The organism is Deltaproteobacteria bacterium, assembly GCA_016210045.1.
Classification (GTDB): domain Bacteria; phylum UBA10199; class UBA10199.
This window is the reverse complement of sequence record JACQUX010000007.1, coordinates 1-19,164: the sequence shown is the minus strand read 5'-3', so window position 1 is coordinate 19,164 and position 19,164 is coordinate 1. Positions and strand designations below refer to the sequence as shown.

General features: G+C 61.8%; 20 protein-coding genes. 18 read left to right on the top strand and 2 right to left on the bottom strand.

The window, feature by feature from the left end:
• Window positions 1–193: 193 nt before the first annotated feature.
• The 18 genes from HY696_01835 to truA all read left to right on the top strand — a co-directional run bounded on the left by HY696_01835 (window position 194) and on the right by truA (window position 17,197).
• On the top strand, window positions 194–1,603 hold the full coding sequence (locus HY696_01835; protein MBI4237143.1) for a class II fumarate hydratase: 1,410 nt from the start codon (window positions 194–196) through the stop codon (window positions 1,601–1,603).
• A gap of 267 nt (window positions 1,604–1,870) precedes the next feature.
• Entirely contained in the window at window positions 1,871–3,922 is a 2,052-nt protein-coding gene (locus HY696_01830; GenBank protein ID MBI4237142.1) for a hypothetical protein, read from the top strand.
• Window positions 3,923–3,924: 2 nt separating this feature from the next.
• On the top strand, window positions 3,925–5,058 hold the full coding sequence (locus HY696_01825) for a hypothetical protein (GenBank protein MBI4237141.1): 1,134 nt from the start codon (window positions 3,925–3,927) through the stop codon (window positions 5,056–5,058).
• 76 nt (window positions 5,059–5,134) lie between these two features.
• Window positions 5,135–5,647, top strand: coding sequence for a hypothetical protein (locus HY696_01820; GenBank protein MBI4237140.1), 513 nt, complete (start codon window positions 5,135–5,137; stop codon window positions 5,645–5,647).
• A 69-nt stretch (window positions 5,648–5,716) separates the two neighbouring features.
• Complete coding sequence (locus tag HY696_01815; GenBank protein MBI4237139.1) at window positions 5,717–7,036, top strand: hypothetical protein; 1,320 nt, start codon at window positions 5,717–5,719, stop codon at window positions 7,034–7,036.
• Between the two features lie 30 nt (window positions 7,037–7,066).
• Window positions 7,067–7,762, top strand: coding sequence for a tRNA (adenosine(37)-N6)-threonylcarbamoyltransferase complex dimerization subunit type 1 TsaB (gene tsaB, locus HY696_01810; GenBank protein ID MBI4237138.1), 696 nt, complete (start codon window positions 7,067–7,069; stop codon window positions 7,760–7,762).
• Entirely contained in the window at window positions 7,756–8,196 is a 441-nt protein-coding gene (locus HY696_01805; protein ID MBI4237137.1) for a hypothetical protein, read from the top strand. Before tsaB ends, HY696_01805 begins: the two co-directional genes overlap by 7 nt.
• Window positions 8,197–8,316: 120 nt before the next feature.
• Window positions 8,317–8,517 carry a hypothetical protein gene (locus tag HY696_01800; protein MBI4237136.1) on the top strand — a complete coding sequence of 67 codons (201 nt, stop codon included), beginning with the start codon at window positions 8,317–8,319 and terminating at the stop codon, window positions 8,515–8,517.
• A gap of 188 nt (window positions 8,518–8,705) precedes the next feature.
• Window positions 8,706–8,909: a hypothetical protein gene (locus tag HY696_01795; protein ID MBI4237135.1), complete on the top strand. Its 204-nt coding sequence runs from the start codon at window positions 8,706–8,708 to the stop codon at window positions 8,907–8,909.
• A 145-nt stretch (window positions 8,910–9,054) separates the two neighbouring features.
• The gene (gene hutH / locus HY696_01790; GenBank protein ID MBI4237134.1) at window positions 9,055–10,611 is read left to right on the top strand and encodes a histidine ammonia-lyase; all 1,557 of its coding nucleotides are present in this window, start codon (window positions 9,055–9,057) and stop codon (window positions 10,609–10,611) included.
• A gap of 124 nt (window positions 10,612–10,735) precedes the next feature.
• The gene (locus HY696_01785; protein ID MBI4237133.1) at window positions 10,736–10,966 is read left to right on the top strand and encodes a YdcH family protein; all 231 of its coding nucleotides are present in this window, start codon (window positions 10,736–10,738) and stop codon (window positions 10,964–10,966) included.
• Window positions 10,967–11,032: 66 nt separating this feature from the next.
• Entirely contained in the window at window positions 11,033–11,698 is a 666-nt protein-coding gene (locus HY696_01780) for a phosphatidylserine decarboxylase family protein (protein ID MBI4237132.1), read from the top strand.
• On the top strand, window positions 11,695–12,549 hold the full coding sequence (gene pssA, locus HY696_01775) for a CDP-diacylglycerol--serine O-phosphatidyltransferase (protein ID MBI4237131.1): 855 nt from the start codon (window positions 11,695–11,697) through the stop codon (window positions 12,547–12,549). The genes HY696_01780 and pssA overlap by 4 nt, the downstream gene beginning before the upstream one ends.
• 29 nt (window positions 12,550–12,578) lie before the next feature.
• A complete protein-coding gene (locus tag HY696_01770; GenBank protein ID MBI4237130.1) occupies window positions 12,579–12,851 on the top strand; it encodes a hypothetical protein in 273 nt (90 codons plus the stop codon).
• 3 nt (window positions 12,852–12,854) lie between these two features.
• On the top strand, window positions 12,855–13,883 hold the full coding sequence (locus HY696_01765) for an aspartate-semialdehyde dehydrogenase (protein MBI4237129.1): 1,029 nt from the start codon (window positions 12,855–12,857) through the stop codon (window positions 13,881–13,883).
• Between the two features lie 65 nt (window positions 13,884–13,948).
• Complete coding sequence (locus HY696_01760) at window positions 13,949–15,727, top strand: hypothetical protein (GenBank protein ID MBI4237128.1); 1,779 nt, start codon at window positions 13,949–13,951, stop codon at window positions 15,725–15,727.
• A gap of 128 nt (window positions 15,728–15,855) precedes the next feature.
• The gene (locus tag HY696_01755) at window positions 15,856–16,398 is read left to right on the top strand and encodes a hypothetical protein (GenBank protein MBI4237127.1); all 543 of its coding nucleotides are present in this window, start codon (window positions 15,856–15,858) and stop codon (window positions 16,396–16,398) included.
• Window positions 16,399–16,405: 7 nt separating this feature from the next.
• Complete coding sequence (gene truA, locus HY696_01750) at window positions 16,406–17,197, top strand: tRNA pseudouridine(38-40) synthase TruA (GenBank protein MBI4237126.1); 792 nt, start codon at window positions 16,406–16,408, stop codon at window positions 17,195–17,197.
• A 91-nt stretch (window positions 17,198–17,288) separates the two neighbouring features.
• Here truA and HY696_01745 read toward each other — a convergent pair whose 3' ends face one another.
• Together HY696_01745 and HY696_01740 are read right to left on the bottom strand one after the other, a co-directional pair.
• Window positions 17,289–18,437 (bottom strand): PQQ-binding-like beta-propeller repeat protein, encoded by a 1,149-nt coding sequence (locus HY696_01745; GenBank protein ID MBI4237125.1) that lies wholly within the window; start codon window positions 18,435–18,437, stop codon window positions 17,289–17,291.
• Window positions 18,404–19,081, bottom strand: coding sequence for a tetratricopeptide repeat protein (locus tag HY696_01740; GenBank protein MBI4237124.1), 678 nt, complete (start codon window positions 19,079–19,081; stop codon window positions 18,404–18,406). The genes HY696_01745 and HY696_01740 overlap by 34 nt, the downstream gene beginning before the upstream one ends.
• Window positions 19,082–19,164: the final 83 nt, after the last annotated feature.

Genomic DNA, 19,164 nt, shown 5'->3' with positions numbered 1-19,164 from the left:
TGCGAGGGTTGGTGCCCACGCCTCGTGGCGCAGGAGGGACGGGTCAACCCTTCCCCCCCGCAACAGCGGGTCCCCCCTATCCCAGCGCCACGCGGAGTGGGCACCAACCCTCGCGCCCGCTGAGACAGCCTGCGACAAAATTGACATGGTGGATGGGGCAGTCCATAAACGGCGCAAACTTAAAGGAGCAACCATGAAAACACGGACGGAGTTGGATTCGATGGGGGCGATGGAGGTGCCGGCGAGTGCGTTGTATGGGGCGAGCACGGCGCGGGCGGTGCGGAACTTTCCGATCAGCGGGCGCAGTATTCCGCAGCGCGTGGTGCGCGCGTTGGGATTGATTAAATGGGCGGCCGCGGAGACGAACGCGGGATTGGGACTGGTGCCGCGGCAGACGGCGGCCGTTGCTGCGCGGGCGGCGCGGGAAGTGGCGGAAGGAAAATGGGACGCGGAGTTTGCGGTCGATGTGTATCAAACCGGTTCGGGCACTTCGTCGAATATGAACGCGAATGAAGTGATCGCGAATCGCGCGACGGAATTGCTCGGCGGGAAACGGGGCAGTAAGTTAGTGCACCCCAACGATCACGTGAATTACGGCCAATCGAGCAATGACGTCTTCCCGACGGCGATCCATCTCGCGACCGCCACCGCGTTGGCCGGGGAATTGGTCCCGGCGCTGCAACGCTTGGAACACGCGCTGGCCGCGAAGGCCAAGGCGTTTCACAGCATCGTCAAGACGGGACGGACGCATTTGCAAGACGCGACGCCGATCCGGCTCGGCCAAGAATTCAGCGGCTATGCGCATCAAGCGGCATTGAGCCGGGAGCGATGTGTGGCGGTGCTGCCGCGATTGTGTGAACTCCCGCTCGGCGGCACCGCAGTAGGGACCGGTGTGAATACCCATCCGCGTTTTGCGGCGCGGACCATCGCGCTGTTGCGGCGGGCCACGCAGTTGCCGCTGCGCGAGACGCGGAATCATTTCCAAGCGCAAGCGGCGCCGGATGGCCTGGTCGAACTCGCGGGCGTACTGAAGGCCGCGGCGGTCGCGCTCTCGAAAGTGGGCAACGACATCCGTTGGTTGGCGAGCGGTCCACGCTGTGGGATTGGCGAGTTGATCTTGCCGGCCGTGCAGCCGGGATCGTCGATCATGCCGGGAAAAATCAATCCGGTGATCATCGAATCGCTGCTGCAAGTCTGCGCGCGCGTGATTGCCAACGATGTGGCCGCGACGTTGTGCGGACTCGGCGGCTATTTCGAATTGAACATGATGTATCCGCTGTTCGCCGAGTCGCTGTGCGAGTCGCTCGATCTGCTCACTTGCGCGGTCGATAACTTTCGTGAACGCTGCGTGCATGGATTGCAAGCCGACGCGCAGCGCTGCGCCGAACTGCTGGATCGCAACCTCTCCGTCGGGACGTCGCTCGCGCCGGTGATCGGTTACGACGCCGCCGCGCAGCTGATTAAACACGCCGCCGCGGAAGGGACTACGCTGCGCGCGATGGCCATGCGCGAACTGTCCTTGCCACCAAAGACGCTCGCCAAGCTGCTGGACCCCGCCCAACACACGAAACCCGGCATCCGTAAAGGGAAGGGCGGGGAGTAGATATTTTTCAAGAAACGTCCGTCGTGCGACACTTCTAACGCCTGAACTTTCCACGCCATACTTGCCCTGCGCCCGGCCGAGGGCCGTGGATAGGGGCTGGGCGACGCAACTTTTTTTGCGCGCGGCCGATGAATGGCCTACAGAACGAGTTGGGAACAGCGGACGGCTCTTATGTATCGAACGCACATTAGATCACGTCGGACCTTTGTGACGCAGCACGGGCAGCGCAGTCGCGCTGTGGGTGGCGGCAACGCTTGGTCCGTGGGCATGCGGTCGCGACAGGGTGCCGGAAGTCGCGTGAATGCGTATCGCACGGTGCTGCCGAATTGGGTGCGCACCGCGCCGTCGGCCGATATGGGGCGGGCATTCGAGCCCTTCACGGCGACCAGCGATTCCGCGACCCATCGGCCCAGTGTTCCGTTGATGCTCTCAGGCCTCATTCTCGGGGCGTTGCTCTGTATCGGGTGCCAGTCCTACGACTGTCCGCGGGGCGCATTGATGGTGGATGGCGATGATCGGGCCGCATATCAGGATCAGCTCGAGCGCGCCGGCGAGCATCTGCAGCAACGGCGTTGGGACGATGCTGTCGAGGCCTACTTTGCACTGCGACAGCGGGTGACAGAGGCCGGCGATGGGACGTGTCAAGTCAAACGCTGGTATCGTTCCGCTGAGAGCGAAGACGCGCTCGGTTTCTATATGCTGATTGCGAACGATTTCATCATCCAGAGTGGAGTGCGCCAGGCGTTGGCGCATCTCCATAACGGCGATTGGGCGGCGGCCGCGCGGGCGCTCGATGGGACGGACGCGGCGCTTGGAGACAGTTACCAGGAGGCGCGAGATCGAGTGGAGGGGCTGCGTGATCCCGACCGCTTTGCTCGCGGTCGCTTGGAGTATGCACAATTTTACGACGGACGCAAACGGTTCGATCTCCTGCGTGGCTACGTGCGCTATCGCGTCTTCGGCGAGCAAGCATTATTTGCCACGACGCTCAAGCAACTCCTGTCACGCTATCAGCGGGATACGGTCGGCCCGGACAACGAGTCGGTCACGACCGTTGATATGGAGAGTTTCCGGAGCGTCTACGGGCTGTGGTTGACCGGAGAGATGGACGACGCCCAACGAGACGCCGTATTGGAACCACTGGCGCCGATGTTTGCGGCGATCGACTCGTTGAGCGCCGGACTGCCGATCACGCGACGCGTCGCCGAAGCAGAGACCGCGCGTCCCCGCTTGCGGCACGGCGTCGTGCCGTGGGAGTTGGTGGAGTCTCCGCGCCGGTGGGCGATGCGGGATCCTGAAGAGGCTGCGGATGTCGCGCATCCGCCACGGCCGCTGGAATCGACCGATGCGGTCTCCCCGTATCAATATATCCTGGATCCGGCGCAACAGGCGGTGTTGCGGGACATTGCGGCGGAATTTGCGAATATTTTTGCCGCGTGGGTGGGATCGGATCAGCGCGCCTATCGATTGGAATTTATGATCAGTGACGCCCTGCAACGGAAATATTACCGCGACGATGCGGCGGCGCAACAAGCGGCTGCATATTGGCAGGCCTTTAATGTTGTGGCCTCGATGCGCGAATGGCAACGACGGGGCGAGCTGGCCACGGCAATGGGAGACTCGGCGGTCAAATGGGATTATTTTTTCCCCTACTTTCCCCATTGGCAAGATGTGGATCGTGCGATTCGCGCTGTAGTGGCGAACCTCCATGCGCCGGCCGGCGGACAGGCGGAGTTGTTGACCGGTCTGGAGTTGCTGCGGCAACGCATGCGGCTCGAGCAGCGCCGTGCGTCGTGGGCAACGCTGCAGTCGGTGATGGCGCAGATCGGGGGGGTGAGCGGTTGGATCGACCATGCGGCCCGAGTCGCGCGTTTCCTCGGCCAACTGGAACCTTATGTCGGGATGCAAGTGGCCGCCGCCGTGGTCTTGTTGCAAGCGTCCCAGCCCGCCAAGGCGGAAGAGGTCTTGGGTGTACTGGACGCGGCGTTGGCGCAGTGGCCTGAACAAAGCGCGCATGTGGCCGTGTGGCGACCGCGCATTGCGCTCTTGCGGCGACAACTCCAGTTCCTCAGCGGCGGCGATCGTGCGGCGTTGACGGCGGCGTGGAAGGGGATGAAGGAGCTGACGCCGCGCCAGTTGCGCGCCGAACTGCGCCGCGTCGTGGATCGTGAAATCGTCTCGGATGCTGCGTTGGGATTATTGGGTGATTTTGGCGCAGATATGGCCGACGAATTGCCGGCACCACCAGCGGAAGCACCTCCCGTGCCGACGCCCGCGCTGCCACTACCGGCGGAGGCCCTGCCGGGGCCACAGGAGTGAGTATGAACGTGCATCGCTTATCGCGGCGAGTGCCGCTCCATAGAGAGGGGCCTCGTAGCGGCCGCAACGGTCTGCCGCGCGTCGGGAGGGGATTGCAGCTGCCGTTGCCTTCGCGCGCAGTGGGCGTCACAGGCACACTGGTCACGACTCGCCGGAGCAATGCGGCTGGATTGCAGCAGTCGATTATGACACGCGCGGCAATGCCGCAAGCGCCGCTCGCGTTGGCAGTCGTCGCCCAACGAACAGTCGCAGTGATGCTGAGCGGTGCGGTCGCGGCGGCGTGCGACGAGCCGACATTGCCGGCACACTGTGAAGCCGTGCCGGGTTACGAACTGCCGCCCGATTGCACGGCGATCATCGAGCGGATCAATGATCACAGCACACTGTACTGGACGATCGGCGTCGCCGTGACATTGGGCGCCGTGTTGGGCATCTGGCTGGTCCGGCGTCATAACCAGCGGCAGTTCGTGCAACGCGAGGCAGAAGCCCGCGTGCGGCGGCAGCAGGAGATGGAAATCCGTTTGGCGCAGGCGATGCAAGCGGGACGCTATGCTGAGGCCCTGACGACTGCCACAGACATGTACAACCTCTCGTTTCTCGAGACCGCACTGACGCGCGAAAGTGCCGCCACGTTGGCGCGGTTAGGGCGCGTTGTCGCCACGCTCCATTTGTTGCAAGATCCGCCCGATCACCCGAACGCGGCACATGTGCTCTTCGAATTTCTCCCTCGGGTCCGCCCATTCGTCGACGCGGAGCTCATGGCGGCATTGGACTTGGCGCTCGTGGTGTTGCGGGCGAGATTCGCCACTGTGAATCCGGAAGAAGTGACGGCGGCCTGGGCGCAGTTGCGTCAATTCCAGTCCCGCGTCACGCCGCAATCCTTTGCGCAGCAATGCGGTCGTTTGGCGGAACTCAATGCGGCGAGTCGCCGCAGGCCGTGGCAATTTGCAGTACCGTTGCTGGAAACGGTCGTGCGGACGGGCCGCGTCGCGTTGCCGGCCGGGCCCCGTCGCGCTGCGGCGCCGAGCGGAGGGGTTGGGAATGGCGCGTCCGAACTGATTGAGCCCGTGTCTGCAAATGAAGGCGATGCGCTGGCGAAGCCGGAGCTGGTGCCGTCCGACCCGATTCCTGAATAAACCTTCCAGTAGTAGTGCGATTGCGCTAATAGTATGACGCTCTGGTTTGCAACGATGTGGCGCGAGAGGAGCGGTGATGCAGCATGGCAAACGCATGGGTGTAGTCGCGATGTGGCTGTTGATCGCGGCGATGGCCTGGGCCGGTGATGCGTGGCGGGTCTCTCTGGGCGGGTTGGGGCCGATCCGGATCGAGATGCCGATCGACGCGGCGTTGCAGCAGATCCGCGCCAGCGGCGTCGGCACAGTGCAAGAGGTGGTGCGCCAAGCGGAGGGGGAGCCGTATCGCCACTACGATGTCATGCAGTCCGGACGTCGTTTGTTCACGTTGGAGCCCGCAATGAACGTGGTCTGGCGGATTACGATCGTCTCTCCTGACTTCAAGACGAGCGAAGGGTTGGGAGTTGGGAGCCCATGGCCGGCGTTGACAGCGGCATACCCGAAACTCCGCGTGTCGCCCGGCGCGGAAGGTGGTGCGTGTGCCGTACAGTTGGTGCCACCGGGCGGCTTGAGCTTCTGCTTCGCCGAAGCCAAGCCGGCGCCGACGAGCCGTGTCCAAAAAGTCCTGCTCTACAGCACAAGCGACCTGTAGTTTTTTTCTCCGCCGATTGCTTTCAGACTTGCAATGCCCATGCGGCGGGTGTTAGCGGATTCCTCTATCATGAAAACCACAATGTATCGGCGTTCGCTGGCGGCGATGTTTTGCGGCTGGCTGCTCGTGCAACCGATAGCGGGACTCCGCGCCGGCGAGCGGCTCGGGTGCGGCGTCTACTGGGACCCGACGCATTTTGCCCAATCCGAGGTCTATTATGCCCCCGCGCTCAGTGCGGTGTATTCGCCGCTGCATCATTTAGTCTTCGTGTTCGGCAAAGGGGCGCCGGACGGTGTGCTGACGTTGTGGCTCTATGGCGATACGCCGGACGGGTGGCGCTACGCAGGTCAATCGTATCCGCTCGGGAGGGTGCCGCTGATCTCTTCGCCGGCCGTTGTCGTGAATGAACAGACTGGTCGCATTGACGTTGTCGCGACCGGCATGACTGAGGTCGAGGCGGATGATCCTCCGGTCGCGGGCCTGTATCATTGGTATTTCGACCCGGTCTCCGGATGGGGACGCAATGCGCACGAGACGTTGGTCGATGCCGGTGATTTCGGCGAACCGTCGTTGGCGCGGAATTCGGTGAACGGCAATCTGGAAGTCATTGGGATGGGCGGTGACCCCGCGCGCGTCTATCGTTGGTCGTATGCGCCGTTAGCCGATGGATGGGGCAACAGCGGTCATCGGGAGTTGTTTAGCGAAGAGCCGATCGTGACACAGCCGGTCGTCTTTTTCAACGACACGTCACGGCGGATTGAAGTGGTGTGGGGGACAGAGCGGGAATGGGTTCATGAAGCGTGGTGCGAAGATCCGCTCGCTCCGGACGAACCGTTTCGGTGTGATATTTCGGAAATCGTCGCTGCAGTGACCCATTGGACGTGGACGTCCGGCGTCGGTTGGGAAGACATGGGTGTGCTGAGCGGTGTCCCCGCTACGCCATTAGCCGCGCCGCCGGTCGCGGTGGTGAATCGCGAGCATGGCCACGTCGATCTCTTTTCCGTGGCGCAATTGCCCGCGTCGCTCGAAGGACATCATCGATTGCTCCATTGGTATTGGTTGGCGAACGGCAAGGGATGGGGCCAGGATGGCCACGAAGAATTCTTAGGCGCGACTCAGTTGGATTCGCCGCCGGTCACCGTCTATAACCGCACCACGCAGAGTCCCGAGGTCTACGCGATCCGGATGGATGGCACGCCGCTGCAGTGGATCTGGAATGGCGACCGGTGGGTCGATCGTCCCGCCGGCTCGATCCGCCTGAAAGGGCCGGTTGGGCTCGCTGCCGCCTATAGCCCGGCCACGCGGGCGACGCACGTGTTCGGCCTGTCGGACGCCAATCCGTCGTGCATCGCCCATTGGGATCAGCACGCACTTCCCATTTGGCAATAACGCGTGAGTGCGTTACACCACACGCATCGTATGACATGTCTGCTCGCCATCGATACTTCCACCACCACAGCGGCGTTGGCTGTTGTCGCGAATGGTGTCACTTTAGCTGAACACAGTGCGCATGTCGTGAACGGTCATGGCGCGGAGCTGGTCCCTCTCATTGTGGCTACGTTGCGGGACGCGGATGTGCCGGTGCGCACGTTGAACGCGGTGGCCGTGGCGGTCGGGCCGGGGACGTTTACCGGGATTCGGGTCGGGATGGCGGCGGCGAAGGGGCTGGCGCTGGCGCTGGGCATTCCGCTGGTCGGCATCTCCGCGCTGGCCGCGCTGGCGATGCGCGGTGTGGCAACGGAACAGGTCATTGCGCCGCTGCTCGACGCGCGGCGCGGCGAGATGTACGCGGCCGCGTATGCATGGAGTGACGGCGCGCTGCAAACGCTCGTTCCTGAATCAGTGGCAACTCCTGCAGTCGTCGTACAGCAACTCTTGGCACTCGGACGACCGGTGATTTGCCTCGGAGATGGCGCGCTTCGTTACGCGGAAGTGGTCGCCGCGTCGGGCGACCGGATTGTCGTGGCTGCCGATCCGGCGTGGCATCTTCCGTCGGCGGATGGGTTGGCGCGGCTGGCGCTGCAACGCTTGGCAAACCGGGAACAGGATGACGTGGCAACCTTGGCGCCTCGCTATTTGCGGGCGTCGTATGCTGAGGGAGGTGGCATATGCTGAGGGCAATAGGGAGTAGCAGGCAGTGCTGGGAATCGCACCGTGCCGATGCGGCAGCAGAGGCGCGTTTCCTGGCCCTGAGGCGATCTGCCAGGCAGGCGACCGCGTTGCGAGAGGCGATCGTACTGGGGAGCCGCGGTCTTGCGCGGGCGTTGCGGGAGAACGCGCTCCTCGAACCCCACACCGTGTTGAGTGCGGTGCATGCCGCCACGACACAATACACGGCGCGTGCCCCAACCCACTTGTGGGGCTTCAATGCGTTACTCGGGGCGGCGTTGCGCGAACGCAATCAACGCCTCGCTGCGCTGCTGTTTCCAAAACTCGTGCCCCTCTTCGAGAGCTTTGCCGGCGAGATCGACACGGCGATGACCGCCTATGATGCCGGGAGCGCGTTGGCGGCGGGTATGGAGCCGCTCACTAACTGGGCGGATGAGTGAGGTCGGACGAACGCCTGATCGCTGTCATTGTGATGTCGGGGGCGATGAAGGAAATGCGCTGTCTATATGAGCGTGACATCCACGCTCGGTGAGCTGACAACAACACCATAGGAGGCAGGGATGAAAAGGAAACTAGTCGGTGCTGTACTGGCGGTGGTCGCGTTGGGGATGGTGTCGTCGTCCGCGCTGGCTAAACCGGACTATGCAAAGAAGGAAGGCGTGGGCTGTACGACGTGTCATGTGAAGGCCGGAGATAAGGCGTTGAATGAAACGGGGACGTGTTATCAAGGCAAGAAAGATCTCGCGGCGTGTAAGAAGTAGGGCTGAAAAGTTGTAGTTGATTTTGCGCCAAGGCCCCTCCTCTCGGAGGGGCCTTTTTTTGTCAGCTACTGAGATGTCGCTTGACGTGCGCGGTCCCGTGATCGACATCATAGGCGAAAATATCTAGATGCGTCATCTTCCAACCCATCGGATCGCAGTGGTGCGATCCTCACCAACAGGAGGCAATTATGAAGGGGAAACTCATCGTCGCTGGGCTCGCACTCTGCGGATTGGCGTTTGCGTCGACCAACGCGTTGGCCAAGGCCGAATACACCAAGAAAGAAGGCGCACCGTGTGCGACGTGTCACGTGAAGGCCGGCGATAAGGCCCTGAATGAGACTGGCACGTGTTATCAAGGCAAGAAAGATCTCGCGGCGTGCGGCAAGAAGTGACTGCCGAAATGGCGACGAAAATATCGGCGTTGAGTCGCAACAACCCCTCCTTATGGAGGGGTTGTTGTTTTTTTGCATGGCGTATGCTTCGCGGAGGTTGTTGGTTCTCGTTGCAGTGCTGCTCGAGGCACGTTAAGGACTCGCCATGCCGATCTTGGTATTAGATGGCGAACGGTTGCCGTGGGAGGATGCGGCGCGTGCGCTGAGCGAGCCGATTCACGTGCGACTGGCGCCAGCCGCACGAAGACGGTTGGCCAAGGCGCGTGCCGTGGTCGAACGCCACGAGCGCGACGAGCGACCGATTTACGGCATCAATACGGGCTTCGGTATTTTTGCGCGGACCAAAATCGCTCCGGAAAAATTGCGGGAATTGCAACGCAACTTGGTCGTGAGTCACGCGGCCGGTGTCGGCGCCGCGTTGCCTGACGGTATCGTACGGCTGATGCTGCTGCTCAAACTCCATCACTTGGCGCGTGGACATTCCGGCGTGCGGGTCGAGTTGGCGGAGGCCTTAGCCGCCTGGTTGAACGCCGATTGTCTGCCGATCGTGCCGGCGCAAGGTTCGGTCGGGGCCAGCGGCGATCTGGCGCCGTTAGCGCATTTGGCGTTGGCGCTGCTCGGCGAAGGATTCGTGCGGAGTGGCGGTCGAATCATGGCGGCATCGCGCGCCGCCAAGCGATTGCGGCTGCCGTGTGTGACGTTGCAGGCCAAAGAAGGCTTGGCATTGTTGAACGGGACGGAAGCGATGTTGGCCGTGGCGGTCGCCGTGGTGACGGAGGCCTGGGTCGTGCTGTGTCACGCCGATATTGCCGGAGCCTTGACGATTGAAGGGTTGCTCGGCTCCGTGACGCCGTTCGACGCGCGGCTGCATGGGGTGCGACCACATCCGGGAGCCGTTGCCACGGCCGCCATGTTGCGGAAACTGTTGGCGCAGAGTGCCATCGTTGCCTCGCATCGCGATTGCGGGCGCGTGCAGGATCCGTACGCGTTGCGGTGCATCCCGGCCGTGCATGGTGTGGCGCGTGAGGCGATCCGTGTCGGCGCCGCGACGGTTCATTGCGAACTCGACAGCGTGACTGACAATCCGATTATCTTTCCGGACGACGACGCGATTCTGTCCGGCGGCAATTTTCATGGGGCGCCGTTGGCCTTCGCGATGGACGCGTTAGCGATCGCGCTCACCACGCTGGCGTCGATCAGCGAACGGCGAATCGAGCAATTAATTAATCCGAAGGCGGCGGAGCTGGCAGTGATGGGACTCACACCGACCCCCGGGCTGCATTCCGGATTTATGGTGGCGCATACGACGGCGGCTGCACTCGTTTCCGAATGCAAGACCTTGGCACATCCCGCGAGCGTGGACACGATCCCGACGTGGGGCGGGCAGGAAGATCACGTCAGCATGGGGATGTGGGCGGCGCGAAAGGCGCGGGACGTGGTGGCGTTGGCGCGACAAGTCGTGGGGATTGAACTGCTGGCCGCATGCCAGGCCATCGACTTGCACCCACGCCGCGATGCCCCCGGCAAAGGGGCCGCCGCGGCCTATCGGGCGGTCCGGGCCGCAGTGCCGATGTTGCGCGAAGATCGACCAATGGCCCCGGACTTGGGGCTCGCCGAGCAGCTCGTGGCGGAGCAGCGAATCAAAGCGGCGGTCGAAGGGCGCTGTGGCCGGATGCCGGAATGGCAGTTGCGCGCGGGGTGAAATCCCGGCTATCATCATCATGTCCCGGCATCCCCTTGACACCTCAGCATCCTCTACTATGATCCCTTCCATGAGCGGTGAGGCCGGGGGAAGCCGTCCGGCGGAACTTAATAGGAGGTGAGGTATGGAACAAAGCGATCTCGATTTGATCGCTCGGTACGAGCAAAATAACCCAGCGCTCGCCACGTTGTGGAAAGAGCACTGCAATTTCGAGCGCCAGCTCTCAAAGTTGGAGAGTAAGCCATTTTTGACGGCGACAGAACAATTGGAACGGAATCGGCTGAAGAAGTTGAAGTTGGCCGGTCGTGACCAGATCGAACAGATCCTGAACCAATACCGCAACACGGCAGCCTAAGTGTCGCGCGCTGCCCGCGTGCTGCCGTCTTCCGCACGCGAAGGACGATCCATGAGTGGACGCAATATGCCGCGCGTGCCGCGGCATTGTATCGTGACTCAAGAGGGGTGGCCGTTCATCGGGCTGGGGCTGCCGCTCTTGGCCGCCGGATGGTGGCTGCAGATCCCGTGGCTGCTGTGGAGTGGTGGCATATGGGCGGTGGCGTGCGCGCTGTTCTTTCGCAATCCGTCCCGCAAGATTCCGACTACGCCGGGTGCGGTGGTCGCGCCGGCCGATGGAAAAGTTATTGCGATCGAGTCAGTCGAGGAACCGTATTTTGGTCGTGGCGCAATGCAGCGGATCAGCATTTTTCTCTCGGTGGCGGATGTCCATATCAATCGCACGCCGATTGATGGCGTGATCGGCGGTGTCAAATATACGCCGGGAAGGTTTCTGGTGGCATACGCGCCGAAGGCCTCCACGGATAACGAGCGGAACGCGATTTGGGTGTGCAATGCCGATCGACAGCACGAGGTTGTCATGGTGCAGATCGCCGGCCTCGTGGCGCGGCGGATTGTTTGTTATCTGCGAGAAGGGGAGCAGGTGGCGCGCGGCATGCGCTGCGGCTTGATTCGATTCGGCTCGCGGGTCGATCTCTATCTCCCGCTCGATTGCGCGATTACCGTGCAGGTCGGGGATCGGGTGCAGGGCGGTGCGAGTGTGATGGCGCGATTTGCGGTGGAGGGAAAATGAGTGACGAATTGGGGAATCCGAGCGGCGAAGTGCGGCGCGAAGGGATCAAGCGGGGGATTTATCTGATCCCGAGCCTCTTCACGCTGGCGAACTTACTGCTCGCGTATTTGGCCATCGTGAAGACGTTGCACCACGATTTCAGCGGTGCGAGTTGGTGCGTGATCGTGGCCGGGTTGTGCGATTCGATGGACGGTCGGTTGGCGCGGTTGGCGCGGGCCGAATCCCGGTTCGGTGTGGAATTTGATTCGCTGGCGGACCTGGTCGCCTTCGGCGTCGCGCCGGCGGTGATGCTCTACAGTTGGTCGATGGCCAGTTTCGATCGGATCGGTTGGTTGGCGACCTTCCTGTATTTGGCCTGCGGAACGCTGCGCTTGGCGCGTTACAACGTCCAACTGCACACCGTGGAGAAACGGTTTTTTCAAGGTCTCCCGATCCCGGCCGCCGCCGGGATGATCGCCTGCACCATTCTCTTTTACACGCAACAATTCGGTCCGGTATTTCCGTTGCGACAGTGGTGGGTCGTAGGCCTGACGGTCTTGCTCTCCGCGCTGATGATTTCGACGTTGCCCTACCGGAGTTTCAAACAGCTCAACTTGCGTTCGCGTCGCTCGTTTTTCTCGTTGTTGCTCGTGATCGGCGTCTTTGTGTTGGTGGCCCTCGAACCGGTCTCGACGCTGTTCGGTATTGCCGTCGTCTATCTGGCGAGCGGATTAGTGGAAGAACTCGTGACCCGGAAACATAGCAAAGCCGTCGTCGCGAAGTTGCGCAAGCAGCGCACTGCGGTGCGTGAGGCGCAGCAAGTGTTGCGGGAAAAAGTCCATATCCTGCCGCGTGGGGATCAGCATTCATGAAATCGGGCGCGTGCCTGTTTTGTGGGGGGATGGTGCCGTTGCCGGAGCAGGTTCAGCCGGGGCGGAGTGAAGTGTGTGCCCATTGCGGCGGCTATATCCATTGCTGTCGGCAGTGCCGATTCTACGATCCGCGAGCTCACCATCAATGCCACGAGCCGCAAGCGGAACTCGTCAGCGACAAAGAGAAGTCGAACTTTTGCGACTATTTCGAATTTCGCGGCGGCAGCGGTACCGCGGATCCGCAACACGCCAAGGCGGCCGAGAGCCGCGACCAATTAGAGGCACTCTTTCGGAAAGGTTAACATATGACGACCAATGGTTTCACCGTGGCGGTGGTCGGGGCGACGGGCGCGGTCGGCGAAGAAATGATTCGCGTATTGGAACAGCGCGACTTTCCGGTTGCGCAGTTGCGCCCGCTGGCCTCGGAGCGGTCGTTCGGTGACGCCGTGACATTTCGTGACGCCGAAGTGCCGGTCGCGGTACTCAACGTAGAGAGTTTTCGCGGAGTGGACGTAGCCCTCTTTTCCGCAGGGACCGACGTGAGTCGCGAATTTTGCGGGATTGCGGCCAAGGCCGGCGCGTTGGTCGTAGACAACAGCGCCGCGTTTCGGATGGAGCCGGACGTGGCGCTCGTGGTGCCGGAAGTGAATGCGGCGGCGTGCGCTGACTGGCGGCGACGCGGGATCATCGCCAATCCGAATTGTTCCACGATTCAACTGTGCGTGGCGTTACATCCGCTGCAACAAGCCGTGGGGTTGGAGCGTGTGATTGTGGCGACCTATCAATCGGTCTCGGGTGCCGGACGCGCGGCGATGGAAACGCTGGAGACCGAGACGCGTGCATTGTTGAGCGGAGAGGAAACGGCGCCGACGGCCTTCCCACATCCGATCGCGTTTAATTGTCTCCCGCATATCGATCAGTTTTTAGACAATGGGTACACCAAAGAAGAGTGGAAGGTGATCGAAGAGACGCGCAAAATTTTGTCGTTGCCACAACTCCCGGTGACGGCCACTGCAGTGCGCGTGCCGGTCTTTGTCGGGCACTCGGAGGCCGTGCATTGTTCGACCACGCGGCCGATCACGGCCGCTGCCGCGCGCGAGCTGCTGCGTCAAGCCCCCGGCATTGTCGTGGTCGATGACCCGTCGCAACTTGCCTATCCGTTGGCGCGCACTGCCGCCGGTCAGGATGCGGTCTTTGTCGGACGGATTCGCGAAGACGTCGGATTGCCGAATGGTTTGGCGCTCTGGGTTGTGGCCGATAATCTCCGCAAAGGGGCGGCGTTGAATGCCGTGGAGATTGCAGAGATCGTCGTGAATCGGTATTGGGCGAACTAAGTCGTCATCCTGAGCGAAGCGAAGGATCCAGTGGTGATCCAAGAAGATGCTTCGCTTCGCTCAGCATGACAACATGGTGCAGACAGGCGATCATCGTGACGTTGTGTGCCGTCGGGTGGAGTGCGGCTGTGCACGCGTATCCTTCCACTGAACGTCGACCGTCGGGCTTAAGTCAACCGCCGCTCGATTTAGGTCTGCAGACGGCGACTGGGTATCGGCTCGATAACGACGAACAACTGTTGTATTTGAGCTCCGGCCAGACGTTGCGCATCATCGATTTAGCGACCTTCGCGCTCACTAGCACGACACCGTACGACATCAGTAGCGATACTAGCCTCTCCGGCGCGATCAAGGGCGTAGCGGTCGATACCGTGAACGGCCTCCTGTATGCCACGCAAGAGGGGGGCAAGTTGTTGGTCTATGAGCAGAGCGATCCCTCCAGTAAGCCGACGCAGCAGACAATCGCGTCGGGGAAGACGCTCACGTTGGCGGAATACGATCCGGACGGCGCGCAACTCTACATCCTGAACGAGACCGATCGTGCGTTGTTGCGGTACAATCCGAGCACGCAGACGCCGTTGAGCATTCCGCTGACGGCGACGACAGGGACGACGTTCACTGTGAACGCGATGACGTTCGTTCGCAATGTCAGCGGGAGTACCGGCGCGCTCTATTGCTCTACTACGAATGGTCGCCTGTTTGTGCTGAGTGCGTCGGGGACGGTCGCCAGTCCGATCACGCTGGATGCGACGTTACAACAGAATTTGAAGGGGTTGGCGGCGCATCCGAACAGCGGATCGATCTATGTCGTGAATAGTTCGTTAAAGAGTGTGCAGCGCGTGAGTACGACCACGAATACGTTGCTCTCGACCATCGACTTGAGCGCCAACAGCGATCTCGACCAACTCGTCGTGGCCGACGTCACCAATCCTTCCGCGACGTATGGCTTTGTTGTTGGGAGTAACGGATTGTCGATGTTTAATGCCGATACCGGCGAGGTCTTCGATCTCGGGAGCACCTCGACGTTGGGCGAGCCGCTCAGCGTCAGCGGCACCGGTCCCGCGATCGCCAGCGACGACGGCTATCTCTATCTCTCGTATGGCAAGATTGCTGTTGTCACCGATAATCCCTTTGTGACGATCAACAGCGTGACCTACGACAGTGGCAGCACACTCAGCACCAGTGGATCGGTCACGTTGAGTGTGCAAACCGACGAGGCCGGCACGTATGATCTGCGGATCGGCGGGGACACGCGCACCAAAGGGAGCGCGTTGGTGGATAGTAGCGGCAATGCGTCGGGGTCGATTGCCGCCGATACGGCCGTGAGTCTGACGATTCCGTACAGCAGCAATGCGAGCCTGTGGAGTGAAGGGAGTAATCGGGTGTACGTGTTTGTCACGGACAGCGCAGGCAACGAAGGGCGGCGCGCGACGGTCGTGACGGTCGATACGCCGCCGCCGACCGTTGCAATAACCAGCGTAGGATTCGGCAACGAGAAACTCTATGTGAACTTGGAGCGGCTGAGCCAAAGCGATATCGCGAGCTATCGCGTCTATGCGGATACGGATCCTACGGTGGTGTTGACGAAAGCGGAGATTGCCGGGAGCACCGCGCAGTCAGCGGTCGGGAGTACGCCGACAGTGACCGTCGCGGGACTCACCAATGGCTCCACGTATTATTTGGCGGCGGAAGCGGTCGATAATACCGGGAACATCAGTGCCACGCGCACTGCGGTCCTGTCGACAGGCGCTGCGGCCACGGCGTCGCCCGAAGCGACGTATGGGCCGGCAGGGTTGGCGGGCGAGGCGGGGTGTTCGCTGCTTTTGCAGGGCAATGCAAAATGAAAATATCAAAATGCAAAATACAAAATGTCGGACGCATGTCGTGTATATTACATTTTGCACTTTGCATTTTGACTTTTGCATATCCCATCTCTGCTGTCGCCCTTCCGTACAACCCCAAACACTGGACCATGGAATTCCGCGGTGGAGTTTTTCAACCGACCGGTGGGACAATGGAAAGTTTCTTCGGCGGGTGTTGTAACGTGACCGGCGGCATTGCCGGCGGGCCGCTCTTTGCTTCTCGCTATGGCGTCGATCTCAATCTCGGGTTTTTGTACGGTAGTGGGGCGATGCGCGGGATCAACAGCGGGACCGAGGCGCAGGACGCGTTCAATCTGATGCTCGTGCCCGTTGCACTCGATGGAACGTTTCGGGTGCATTATCGCGAAACGCAACCGTTGATCCCTTTCGTGAAGGCGGGCTTCGATATGATTTATTTCCGTGAGCACGATGCCGAGACGACGATTCAAGGGCTCAAATGGGGGATGCACGGTGGCGGCGGGCTGATGGTGTCACTGAGTCCGTTGTTGGGTGAAATGGCCCCGGGGGAATACGGCTGGAACGACGTCTTTTTCGTGGTCGACGGTCGCTACCAGTGGGTCAACAATTTTGGCGGCGGTGGGCTCGATCTTTCCGGTTGGGCCACGACGGCCGGGGTGCATGTGCAGTTTTAGCGCACGTATGCTGCGTTCCATTGCCCTTCTGCTCGAATACGACGGCCGTGACTTCTGTGGGTGGCAGCAACAGCCGCGGCAGCGTTCCGTACAAGGAGTGGTGCAGGCCGCAGTGCAACAGATGACCCGCGAAGTGACTGCGCTCGTCGGGGCATCGCGGACTGACGCTGGTGTGCATGCCGTGGGACAAGTCGCGCACTTTCAGACCCGCACGGCCATTCCGGCCGTGGCCTTTGCGCTTGGACTGAACCAACATCTCCCGCGTGACGTCCGGGTGCGTGCCGCCGTCGAGGTCCCGGCAACATTTCATGCCCGCCATCGGGCCGTCCGCAAAATCTATCGCTATCTGATGCACATGGCAGCAACGCCGTCTGCGCTCTTAGGGGGCCGACTCTGGCATCGGTGCGGCGGACTGCGTATTGCGGCCATGCATGCGGCGGCGCAACGACTGTGTGGTGCGCACGATTTTCGCGCGTTCTGCGCCAGCAACGATCGGAGTCAACATCAGCTGCGGCGTCTGGAACGCTGTACCGTGCGGCGCGTTTCCTGGGATCGGCTATGGCCGGCGTATGCTCCGCAGCCAGGGCATGTGCTCGTGATCGAATGTGTCGGCAACGGTTTTCTGAAGCAGATGGTGCGCAACATCGTGGGGACGCTGGTGGAAGTGGGTGAGGGAAAGCGGTCGCCGGCCTCTATGCGGTCTGTGCTGCAGAGTCGCGATCGGCGCCAAGCCGGTGCCACGGCACCCGCCGAGGGGCTTTACTTAGTGAAAGTGGAGTACGAGCCCCCGTTATGGTGACTGGTGACTGGTGGCTGGTGACTGGTGACTCGGCAACGGGGCTCACATGGTCCGCCCCAGTTGCCAGTCACCCTTTTCTCCCCAGTCACTCCTAAGGAAATCGGAGTGCGGCGAGGTGGTTGTTGTTTGTCAGAATAAACAGCTGGTTTCCATCGGTCGTGAGCCGGCCGTAAGTGCCGGTGCCCATCGGCCGCGATGCGAGCAGCGTCCCCTGTTGGGGATCAAGCAGATACAACGTGTTGTGGGTCGAGACGACGACGAGATGTCCGTTGACGAGCACCGGGGCCGAGACTTCCGACTCGGGCAAATCGGTGAGCCATTGTCGGGAGCCGTTACGCAGGTTGAGTCCGTACACCTTCCCGCCGCCGCTGACGTACAGGTAATCGCCGTGCAGCAATAAGTCGTTCGGAGAAGCGATCGGGGAGCGCCAGAGCGGCCGCCCGGTGCGCGCATGCAGTGCGGAGAGTCCGCCACCGACCGAGGCCACGAGCAACTGATCCCCGATGAGCAGTGGCGTCATGTCGACATCGTGCAACACTGCGTTGCGCGGTGAGACTTGGTGATCCCAGACGATATTGCCGTGTTGCGGGTCGTACGCCGCGACGTGCCCGTCGGCGAAACCGGCGACGATCAATCCGCCCGCGAGGAGGGGATCGGAGCCTCCTTTAACGAGGAACGGGGCGGCGGTCAGCCGTTCCGTAGTGCGCCACTCGACATTGCCGGTCTTCGCGTGGATGGCCACCAGTTCTCCGCGCGCAGTGACGACGAAGAGTCGTTGTTGAACCGCGAGCGGGCGGGTGGCGAGTTCGCTGCCTAATTCAACGCGCCATTCTTCAGTGCCGTCCGTTTGGTGAATGGCGTAGACGAAGCCTTTGGTGTCGGGCGCGAAGACGATGTTGTTCGACAACGTGACTGGGGCCACCACCGGACCTTGCGTGCGATACGTCCACAATGGTTTTCCGGCGGTTGTGATGGCCACGACAGCGGCCGTGGCGGACCCGACATACACCGTGTCGCCGACCACGACGGGTTGCCCCTGCTGGATGGTGCCGCGCCCCAGCGCCGGGGTCTTGCGGAGTGGGATGCGCCAGGCCGTTTTGGGTAATAGCGTATTGGCATTGCCCGCCGGCTGCGCCACCGCCTCTTCTTGGGCGGTTGTAGCGGGACGAGCGGCCTGGACGACCGGCACACAGCAACAGGAGAGCGTCAGTGCGACAACTGCGGTGCGATAGCGAGCCATAGCCGTTCGATGTCCTTTGCCCGATCTAACGCCGTGGGCTCTGCCGCTGGAGCGGCGGTTGCGGTCTGGAGGAGTTGGGTTGCTGCATCGGCGCGACCTGCCTGCTGCAGGCACCGCACAGCGTTGCGTAACGCCGCTTCTCGGTCGATTTGGTCGGGATGGATCAGTGCCTTTTCAAACCAGGTGGCGGCATTATTCCAATCGGCACTCTGTTCGTAACTGTATGCGATCCATTCCATCGCCGTGGCGGCCAAAAATCCCGGGACACGCCGACTCTCCGTGAGCGGCGTCATCAGTGCGCGGACGGCTTCGCCCTCTCCCGCTTGCAAGTGCAAGTCGGCCAATTCAAACCGGGCGAGGTGGGCGACCAGTGTGCCGGGATACGCGGCGACGAGTTGCTCCAGCTGCGCGCGATCGTGCGGTGTGCTCGCCGCCGCTTGATAATAGGCTAACGCCGCCGCCTTGGCCGCTTGTCGCACGCGGTGCTGATACCACGCGTTCGTGCCGACGACTGCCGCGACGACGAGCACCGCGGCGAGTCCGTAGCGCCAGCGCGCTAAACACCAATGGAGTGCAATGTCGATCCGATCCGCCAGATCCAAGTCCTGTCGACTCTGTCGAGAAAACCGATGATAGAGCGCCATAGCCGGCGCACCATAGAAAGAGCACCAAAAATGTCAACCGCTCGCTGTTTCTTTGTGCACTTGTGGTGTGGATAGATCCGGGG

What these genes read in the sequence shown, in the direction of transcription:
- HY696_01835 (MBI4237143.1), top strand. Translation starts at nt 194, where the DNA reads ATGAAAACACGGACGGAGTTGGATTCGATGGGGGCGATGGAGGTGCCG.
- HY696_01830 (MBI4237142.1), top strand. Translation starts at nt 1,871, where the DNA reads ATGCGGTCGCGACAGGGTGCCGGAAGTCGCGTGAATGCGTATCGCACG.
- HY696_01825 (MBI4237141.1), top strand. Translation starts at nt 3,925, where the DNA reads ATGAACGTGCATCGCTTATCGCGGCGAGTGCCGCTCCATAGAGAGGGG.
- HY696_01820 (MBI4237140.1), top strand. Translation starts at nt 5,135, where the DNA reads ATGCAGCATGGCAAACGCATGGGTGTAGTCGCGATGTGGCTGTTGATC.
- HY696_01815 (MBI4237139.1), top strand. Translation starts at nt 5,717, where the DNA reads ATGAAAACCACAATGTATCGGCGTTCGCTGGCGGCGATGTTTTGCGGC.
- tsaB (MBI4237138.1), top strand. Translation starts at nt 7,067, where the DNA reads ATGACATGTCTGCTCGCCATCGATACTTCCACCACCACAGCGGCGTTG.
- HY696_01805 (MBI4237137.1), top strand. Translation starts at nt 7,756, where the DNA reads ATGCTGAGGGCAATAGGGAGTAGCAGGCAGTGCTGGGAATCGCACCGT.
- HY696_01800 (MBI4237136.1), top strand. Translation starts at nt 8,317, where the DNA reads ATGAAAAGGAAACTAGTCGGTGCTGTACTGGCGGTGGTCGCGTTGGGG.
- HY696_01795 (MBI4237135.1), top strand. Translation starts at nt 8,706, where the DNA reads ATGAAGGGGAAACTCATCGTCGCTGGGCTCGCACTCTGCGGATTGGCG.
- hutH (MBI4237134.1), top strand. Translation starts at nt 9,055, where the DNA reads ATGCCGATCTTGGTATTAGATGGCGAACGGTTGCCGTGGGAGGATGCG.
- HY696_01785 (MBI4237133.1), top strand. Translation starts at nt 10,736, where the DNA reads ATGGAACAAAGCGATCTCGATTTGATCGCTCGGTACGAGCAAAATAAC.
- HY696_01780 (MBI4237132.1), top strand. Translation starts at nt 11,033, where the DNA reads ATGCCGCGCGTGCCGCGGCATTGTATCGTGACTCAAGAGGGGTGGCCG.
- pssA (MBI4237131.1), top strand. Translation starts at nt 11,695, where the DNA reads ATGAGTGACGAATTGGGGAATCCGAGCGGCGAAGTGCGGCGCGAAGGG.
- HY696_01770 (MBI4237130.1), top strand. Translation starts at nt 12,579, where the DNA reads ATGGTGCCGTTGCCGGAGCAGGTTCAGCCGGGGCGGAGTGAAGTGTGT.
- HY696_01765 (MBI4237129.1), top strand. Translation starts at nt 12,855, where the DNA reads ATGACGACCAATGGTTTCACCGTGGCGGTGGTCGGGGCGACGGGCGCG.
- HY696_01760 (MBI4237128.1), top strand. Translation starts at nt 13,949, where the DNA reads ATGACAACATGGTGCAGACAGGCGATCATCGTGACGTTGTGTGCCGTC.
- HY696_01755 (MBI4237127.1), top strand. Translation starts at nt 15,856, where the DNA reads ATGGAATTCCGCGGTGGAGTTTTTCAACCGACCGGTGGGACAATGGAA.
- truA (MBI4237126.1), top strand. Translation starts at nt 16,406, where the DNA reads ATGCTGCGTTCCATTGCCCTTCTGCTCGAATACGACGGCCGTGACTTC.
- HY696_01745 (MBI4237125.1), bottom strand. Translation starts at nt 18,437, where the DNA reads ATGGCTCGCTATCGCACCGCAGTTGTCGCACTGACGCTCTCCTGTTGC.
- HY696_01740 (MBI4237124.1), bottom strand. Translation starts at nt 19,081, where the DNA reads ATGGCGCTCTATCATCGGTTTTCTCGACAGAGTCGACAGGACTTGGAT.